A 6,921-nucleotide genomic window follows, 5' to 3' on the forward strand; every position below is an offset into this window, starting at 1 on the left:
TTTTGAAACAAAGCGCTGGGGCCGCTTCGCGACCCAGCGGGAGCAAGCTCCCTCGCCACAGGTACTGTGTGCATCCTTAACTGACTGGCATTAGCCAACGTGGTGCCTTTTCCCCCAGCGGTACCGCGCTGAGCCGCGCCCTTTGTTACTATCGTCGTCCCTTGTCACCAGGAGTCACCGCCCCATGCAGCACCAGTGGGATGAAATGCACCGCACCCGCAAGCCCACGTTCCTACTGTGCGGCGAGCCTCAGGGCGATGTGCTCAATCTCTATGTTCACGGTTATTCGGCGTTCTTCAACCGGCAACAACTGGGCAGCTTCAAGGCGCAGTTGGCGGGCATCGAAGGCTCGACCAACCTGATGCTGTTCTGGCCGGCGGGGCATTTCCTGGAAAACCTGTTTGCGCCCTTCAAGGACGTCATGGGCGCGATGCTCGGCGGTGGTAGCCTGGGCGCGGCGACCGTCGGCGTGGGCAAGGCGATTGCCTATTTTCTAGACCACTACAAAAGCGTCGAGGCGCGGGTGGACGAAGTCGCGAGGAGCCTGCTGCCTGAACTGGCTAACTACCTGCACGGCGAGTCCCTGGCAGTACGGCGTATCAACCTGATCGGCCATTCCCTTGGCGCGCGCATTCTGGTCAAGAGCCTGCTGGCCAACCCTGAGACCGCCCGCGAGCTGCCATTGGACAATCTGTTGCTGATGGGCGGGGCGATCTGCACATCGAGCCCGTGGGACGACGTCTCGGCGCCGCTTAAAGGGCGTGTGATCAATTGCCACTCCAGCAAAGACTGGGCCTTGGCGCTGAAACCGGACACTGAACGGTGTATCGGCCGCTATGCGATCCCGGTGACGCCGGCGCTCAAGGCCAAGGTCACCAACGTGCACTTGGCGACGTTCGATCACGCCGCCTATTGGCCGCAGTTGCAGACGGTGGTGCAGTACACCGACCTGCTGCACGAGCGACGCGGCATGATCCGTTCCGACCAGCGCAGCCCTGAGGTACGGTTTGCCGAAGAGGACGCGGAGCTGTTCCCGGCGCTGGTGCAGGCGCGGCCCGAAGAGTTGAAGTTCCTCGCCGAACTGATGGCGCAAAAACGCAGTGCATCTATAGACGGCAATGTTCGCGAGCCGCTCAAGCTGGCCATCGAGTTGCAGCGCATGGGCGGTGATAGCTTCATGAACATGGCCCGCGGGCACGGCGTGAGTTATCGCCAGATCGCCGAAGATGTGGTGCAACGGCTGGGTATCAAGTTCGACGAGTCTCTGGATACCGTCGAGTTGGCCGCGCTCGAGGCCCGGGTCGCCGAGAAGCTCATTGAGCAGTACAAAGACAAACTCAGCAACGCTGACCGCCAGGTGTTCGACGCGGAACTCAAGGCCGCCGCGCAGAAGGAGCAGGGGTTGTTCAGCCGGTTCGATGTCGGCCGATCGGCCACCACCGCGTTGAGCGGCACGGCGCTGGCGGGGCTGACCGGGTTTATCCTGCGTCGTGGTGCGGCCACGGCTATTCCTGTGGTCGGCCAGGCCCTGGCTGCGGCGATGCTGCTGGTGAGCGGGGTGCGTGCGTTTTCCGGCCCGGCGTATTCGATCACCACTCTGGCGGTGCTGGTGATTGGTGTGATTCGCCAGCGCATGGAGCGTGAAGCGCTGAACCAGGAAATGGACTTGGTGGTGCAAGTGGTAGAGACGTTCGACCTGCCACGGGAGACGGTGATGCGCACGGTCGCGTCCGACTGATAAGCTGCGTCTCTATCGAGTGTGTTTGCCTGGGATACCGTGTGAAATTCAGCCTGCCAAAAATCGCTACCGCCCCGTTTTGCCCGCCGGAAGTGGCCGGCTCCGTTGCCGTTGACCCCAAGGCTTCGTTCTTCAAGCGCGTGCTGATGTTCGCCGGCCCGGGCCTGCTGATTTCCATTGGTTACATGGACCCCGGCAACTGGGCCACGGCCATCGAAGCCGGCTCGCGCTACGGTTACAGCCTGTTGTTCGTGGTGCTGCTGGCCAGCCTGGCGGGGATGGCGGTGCAGTGCCTGTGCTCGCGGTTGGGCATCGCCACCGGCAAAGACCTGGCGCAACTGTGTCGCGAGCGCTATAGCAAGCGCTCCGCACGCACCCAATGGGTGCTCGCGGAAATCTCCATCATTGCCACCGACCTTGCCGAAGTGCTCGGCTGTGCGCTGGCTTTTCACCTGCTGCTGGGGGTGTCGCTGACCACCGGCATTGTCATCACTGCCTTCGATACTTTACTGATCCTTGCCCTGCAAAATCGCGGTTTCCGCCGCCTGGAAGCGATCATGCTGGCGCTGGTGGCGACCATCGGCGTGTGCTTCTTTATCGAGTTGGTATTGATCAAACCTTACTGGCCGGACGTGTTCAGCGGTTTCACCCCATCGCTGTCGGCCATCAGCGATGCTGCGCCCCTGTACCTGGCCATCGGTATTCTCGGGGCTACGGTAATGCCGCATAACCTCTACCTGCACAGCTCCATCGTGCAAACCCGCCTGATCGGCAAGGACCTGGCCAGCAAGCAGGACGCGGTCAAGCTGGCGCGCATCGACACCATCGGTTCACTCGCCCTGGCCCTGCTGGTCAACGCCGCGATCCTGGTGCTCGCCGCTGCCGCCTTCCATAAGACTGGCCACACCGATGTGGTCGAAATCCAGGACGCCTACCACCTGCTCGACCCCCTGGTGGGCGGCGCGTTCGCCAGCATCCTGTTCGGCATCGCCTTGCTGGCGTCCGGGCAAAGCTCAACCTTCACCGGCACCATCGCCGGGCAGGTGATCATGGAGGGCTACCTCAACCTGCGCATTCCCTGCTGGCAGCGGCGCCTGATCACCCGTGGGCTGGCGCTGATCCCGGCGTTCCTGGGGGTATGGCTGATGGGCGACGATGCCATCGGCAAGCTGCTGATCCTCAGCCAGGTGGTGCTCAGCCTGCAGTTGCCGTTCGCGCTGTATCCATTGATCCGCATGACCGGCGATAAACAGTTGATGGGGCCGTTCGTGAATCGGTTGCCGACACGGTTGTTGGCGTGGTTCCTGTTTGCGGTGATCAGTGGGGCGAATGCCTGGCTGATTGGCCAGTGGGTGTTCTGATCGAAGCGGTGCAGCCATTGAAATGATCTAAACCAGGATCGCCAAGGACGTGTATTGGGCGACTTGCGGATCGGCCGTCAACAGCTTCATCGGTTCGCTCATGGCTGTTGCCACGATGAGCCGATCAAAAGGATCTTTGTGATGATGCTCAAGATCCTTAACCGCGATGGCATGTTCTGAAGTGACGGGCAGTTCGACGAATCCGCTTTCGAGGCAGTACTCACGGATTTCCTCCAGATCTACAGTGAGTTTCCCCAGGCCGACCTTGATTGCCATCTCCCAGAATGTTGCAGCGCTGATGTAAATCTCTGCTGCATTCTCAATCAGCTTCCTGGCTTTGCTGGACAGCTTCGGGTCTTCAGTCAGCGCCCAGAGCAGGATATGGGTATCCAACAACACTCTCATGGACGGCTGCCTTCAAAGGCATCCAGTAGATCGTCAGGCAACGCTGCATCGAAGTCTTCGGGAATGACGAGCTTACCTTTCATAGCTCCGATTCGCCGACCCTTGGATTTCCCGAGGGGCACAAGCTGTGCCATCGCACGTCCATGCTTGGCAATGGTAATGACCTTGCCCGCGGCGGCCTCATCAACCAATTTCGACAGATTATTTTTAGCTTCACCCAGAGGAACGGTAATCATGTGGTTGTCCCCATATTTTGGCCAAATATAGCCAAAACTAGGTGCGCTATCAAAGACGGCACGACCGCCGGTTGAAGCGACTCGCTCATGGCGCGATATTTTCTGGTACGTGACTTCCATGGCAGATATCTCATGGCAGATCTCTCAAAAAGATGCCCTCAAAGTCTGCCGCAACATACCAAGGCGAGAAATACTGGCCCAAAAATTCAGAACGGACCTACCTATTGCTGTAGGGGGATTTACTTCGTAGCTGGGTTCTTTTCGACAGCTTGGTTCTCCTCGACCCTGACAGGTCACCGATCCCAATACGGCACCCCCCCAAAGCATTCCACAAAGTAATCAATCACCGTCCGCACTTTCAGCGACAAGCGCCGGCTGCCCGGCCACAGTGCCGCAATCTGCTGCGGCTCCAGGGTAGTCGCCACTTCATACTCCGTCAGAACCGCCTGCAAAGTGCCCGCCCGCAAGCCTTCGCCGATCAACCAAGAAGGAAACACCACCAGCCCCAGCCCTTGTTCGGCGGCGTGGGTCAGGGTGTCGGCGTGGTTACCGGTGATTGGGCCCTTGACGCTATAAGGCGTCCACTCAGCCTGACCCTTGCGGAAGAACCAGCGTTGCTGGCCGGTGATGCCTTTGTAGGCCAGGCACTGGTGGTTGATGAGTTCGTCAGGGTGTTGGGGCGTGCCGTGCCGAGCCAGGTAGGCGGGGCTGGCGGCGAGGCGAAAGCGCTGGGGTGCGAAGATGCGTGCCTGCATGCTGGAGTCGTTGAGCACGCCGATACGGAACAGGAGGTCGGTGCCATCTTGCAGTGGGTCGACGTAGGTGTCGGTTTGCTGGATATCCAGTTGCAGCTTGGGGTAGCGCCGGCACAATTCGCCCAGCCAAGGGGAAATGTGGCGCTGGCCGAAGACCATCGGCGCATTGATGCGCACCAGTCCGCTGGGTTCGCTTTCCTGTTCCTGCAGGGCCTGGCCGGCGGCTTCCAGTTGTTCCAGCATCAACCGCGCGTGCCGCCCGAGCAGGCGCCCGGCCTCGGTGGGGCTGACCGCGCGGGTGTGGCGATACAATAACTGTTGGCCGAGCGCCTGTTCCATCAACTGTATTTGCCGGGAAATGGAGGAGGGCGCCAGGCCCTCGCGGCGTGCCACTTCGGAGAAGCTGCCAAAGTCCAGCACGGCGACAAACAGGCGCAGCGCCTTGAAACTCAATTCATTCAAGCCTTGCATCACGTCTCCAGGCTGTGCGTTTTACGCAAAGGTGTTGTCGGCATGCTCCCATTTATCGCACAGGACGGCCACTGGATAATGCGCGCCATCCAATCCTTTGTTGATGTGCAGGTGATGTATGCAAGCAAGTTCTCTCGAAGGCGTGGCGCACGCCAAGCCGAAAAAAAATGGCCTGCGGCTGCTGTTATTGCCGCTGGTGATCCTGGCCGGCATGGGCCTGTCGGTGGAGGCGGGTTTGCTGGGGCCTTTGGGTGTGCAGGTGGGGCATTTGTGGGCGACGTTGAGCATCTTCGGTGTCGGTTCGGCGATCCTGTTTTTGCTGCTGCTGTTCAGCGGCCCGCAAAAGGGCCCGGCGCTGTCCGAGCTGCCGCGCTGGCAGTTGATCGGCGGTTTCCTGGGGCCGATCTACGTGGTGGTGCTGACGCTGGCCACGCCGCATATCGGTATCGCGATGACCATGATCGCGATTTTGTCCGGGCAGGTTGGCAAGAGCGTGCTCATCGACCATTTCGGCTGGTTTGGCGCGGCGCGCAAGCGGGTCAATAGCGAGCGCTGGATTGCCCTGGCGCTGATTGTGGTGGCACTTGTTCTGATTGCACGAGGTTAAGGCGATGAATCTGATTCTGTTACTGGTCGTGGTGGTTGCCGCAGGGGCGGTATTGAGCGTGCAGGCCGCCATCAATGGGCGCCTGGGCCAAACGGTAGGTGTATTGCGTGGCAGCCTGGTGACCTTCGTGGTGGGCGCAATTGTTACCGCGTTGCTGATTCTGTTCTTTGAACCCGCCCAGGCGGTGAGCCTGCTGGACGTGCCGAAATGGCAACTCACCGGCGCACTGTTCGGCGTGGTCTACATGATGGTGATGGTCGGCGCGGTGCCGGTGGTCGGTACGGCTGTTGCCACGGTCGCGGTCATCGTCGGTCAATTGGGCATGGGCATGCTGATCGACAACTTCGGCTGGCTGGGCAACCCGGCCATCGAACTGTCGGGCAGCCGGATCGTGGCAATGGCGTGTTTGGCGCTGGCGCTGGTGTTCATGTACCGCAGCAATACCCGCACCGACTGATGGTTTGAACCATCGACGACGGGCCGCAGTCACTGCTTAAGGTGCCGGCGCCCGCCGCACCGGGACGACCATGAAGAAGGAGTCTGACCATGCCAGATGAGACCTGTGCCTGCCCACACTGCAAGTGTGTGCTGGGTGTTGACGCGGTAATGAAGGACGGTAAAGGCTATTGCTGCCAGGGCTGTGCCGAGCACCATGCCCATGGTGAACCGTGTTCGGCGGCCACCGGTTGCGAGTGCGCCAAGTCGGCCAAGGGCTGAACGCAGTCAAAATGTGGGGCTGGCTTGCCGGCGATGGCGGTGAGTCAGTCACCTTGGATCATCGATTGACACGTCCTCATCGCAGCAGAGGTATCTACACAGCACTCTAACAACCACCCTAACCACGATGCGAAGCGAGTCGCTCTTGATCTCGCTTTTGATCTCAGGCGCCCCGTCAAACACGCTGGCCGGAATTCGACAGGGATTTGGGGGGTAAACCGGCAGGGATGCCGGTTTAGCCGCCCCGCGCCATGGATGGCGCGTGGCGGCGGCCCCCCAAATACCTGTCGGATTACGGGCACACCGAGCGTGAGCGAGGTGCCGAGTGTTGGGGCAAGAGCGTTTTGCTTACTTTTGCGCTCTTCAAAAGTGAGCCGCCGTAAGGGCGGAACCCATAGCAGCCGTTACCTAAATAACGGATATGTACCCGGTCTGATCCAACATCCAGGTGAGCTGTCAGGCCGCCAGCGGGAGCAAGCTCCCTCGCCACAGGTCCTGCGCCATACCCAGAGTGGTGTAGATACCGATGCCCGATGGCGCTGAATCAGTCACCTGATGAATCGACTGACACACCGCTATCGGGGGCAAGCCCCCTCCCACATTTGGATCGCGGTCTAACCGTTAGATGGCG

8 protein-coding genes are annotated in these 6,921 nt (G+C 60.4%); 5 read left to right on the forward strand and 3 right to left on the reverse strand.

What is annotated here, in order from left to right; all coding sequences use genetic code 11:
* The first annotated feature begins 184 nt into the window (after window positions 1–184).
* On the forward strand, window positions 185–1,738 hold the full coding sequence (locus AC3ZU9_RS25425; protein WP_490091505.1) for a DUF726 domain-containing protein: 1,554 nt from the start codon (window positions 185–187) through the stop codon (window positions 1,736–1,738).
* A gap of 41 nt (window positions 1,739–1,779) precedes the next feature.
* A complete protein-coding gene (locus AC3ZU9_RS25430; RefSeq protein ID WP_102060589.1) occupies window positions 1,780–3,099 on the forward strand; it encodes an Nramp family divalent metal transporter in 1,320 nt (439 codons plus the stop codon).
* 27 nt (window positions 3,100–3,126) lie between these two features.
* Here the strand turns inward: AC3ZU9_RS25430 and AC3ZU9_RS25435 are convergent, their stop codons facing one another.
* From AC3ZU9_RS25435 to AC3ZU9_RS25445, 3 genes are all read right to left on the reverse strand, one after another.
* A complete protein-coding gene (locus AC3ZU9_RS25435; protein ID WP_012723675.1) occupies window positions 3,127–3,504 on the reverse strand; it encodes a type II toxin-antitoxin system VapC family toxin in 378 nt (125 codons plus the stop codon).
* On the reverse strand, window positions 3,501–3,860 hold the full coding sequence (locus AC3ZU9_RS25440) for a type II toxin-antitoxin system Phd/YefM family antitoxin (RefSeq protein WP_224795909.1): 360 nt from the start codon (window positions 3,858–3,860) through the stop codon (window positions 3,501–3,503). The genes AC3ZU9_RS25435 and AC3ZU9_RS25440 overlap by 4 nt, the downstream gene beginning before the upstream one ends.
* Before the next feature lie 173 nt (window positions 3,861–4,033).
* A complete protein-coding gene (locus AC3ZU9_RS25445) occupies window positions 4,034–4,966 on the reverse strand; it encodes a LysR family transcriptional regulator (protein WP_064054414.1) in 933 nt (310 codons plus the stop codon).
* 118 nt (window positions 4,967–5,084) lie between these two features.
* Here AC3ZU9_RS25445 and AC3ZU9_RS25450 point away from each other — a divergent pair, with 118 nt between their 5' ends.
* From AC3ZU9_RS25450 to AC3ZU9_RS25460, 3 genes are all read left to right on the forward strand, one after another.
* Entirely contained in the window at window positions 5,085–5,573 is a 489-nt protein-coding gene (locus tag AC3ZU9_RS25450) for a DMT family transporter (protein ID WP_043205192.1), read from the forward strand.
* Window positions 5,574–5,577: 4 nt separating this feature from the next.
* Window positions 5,578–6,030: a DMT family transporter gene (locus tag AC3ZU9_RS25455; protein WP_012723679.1), complete on the forward strand. Its 453-nt coding sequence runs from the start codon at window positions 5,578–5,580 to the stop codon at window positions 6,028–6,030.
* 89 nt (window positions 6,031–6,119) lie between these two features.
* Entirely contained in the window at window positions 6,120–6,290 is a 171-nt protein-coding gene (locus AC3ZU9_RS25460) for a metallothionein (RefSeq protein WP_012723680.1), read from the forward strand.
* The last annotated feature ends 631 nt before the right edge of the window (window positions 6,291–6,921 follow it).

Source organism: Pseudomonas sp. A39 (assembly GCF_058145955.1).

What these genes read in the sequence shown, in the direction of transcription:
- AC3ZU9_RS25425 (WP_490091505.1), top strand. Translation starts at nt 185, where the DNA reads ATGCAGCACCAGTGGGATGAAATGCACCGCACCCGCAAGCCCACGTTC.
- AC3ZU9_RS25435 (WP_012723675.1), bottom strand. Translation starts at nt 3,504, where the DNA reads ATGAGAGTGTTGTTGGATACCCATATCCTGCTCTGGGCGCTGACTGAA.
- AC3ZU9_RS25440 (WP_224795909.1), bottom strand. Translation starts at nt 3,860, where the DNA reads ATGGAAGTCACGTACCAGAAAATATCGCGCCATGAGCGAGTCGCTTCA.
- AC3ZU9_RS25445 (WP_064054414.1), bottom strand. Translation starts at nt 4,966, where the DNA reads ATGCAAGGCTTGAATGAATTGAGTTTCAAGGCGCTGCGCCTGTTTGTC.
- AC3ZU9_RS25450 (WP_043205192.1), top strand. Translation starts at nt 5,085, where the DNA reads ATGCAAGCAAGTTCTCTCGAAGGCGTGGCGCACGCCAAGCCGAAAAAA.
- AC3ZU9_RS25455 (WP_012723679.1), top strand. Translation starts at nt 5,578, where the DNA reads ATGAATCTGATTCTGTTACTGGTCGTGGTGGTTGCCGCAGGGGCGGTA.
- AC3ZU9_RS25460 (WP_012723680.1), top strand. Translation starts at nt 6,120, where the DNA reads ATGCCAGATGAGACCTGTGCCTGCCCACACTGCAAGTGTGTGCTGGGT.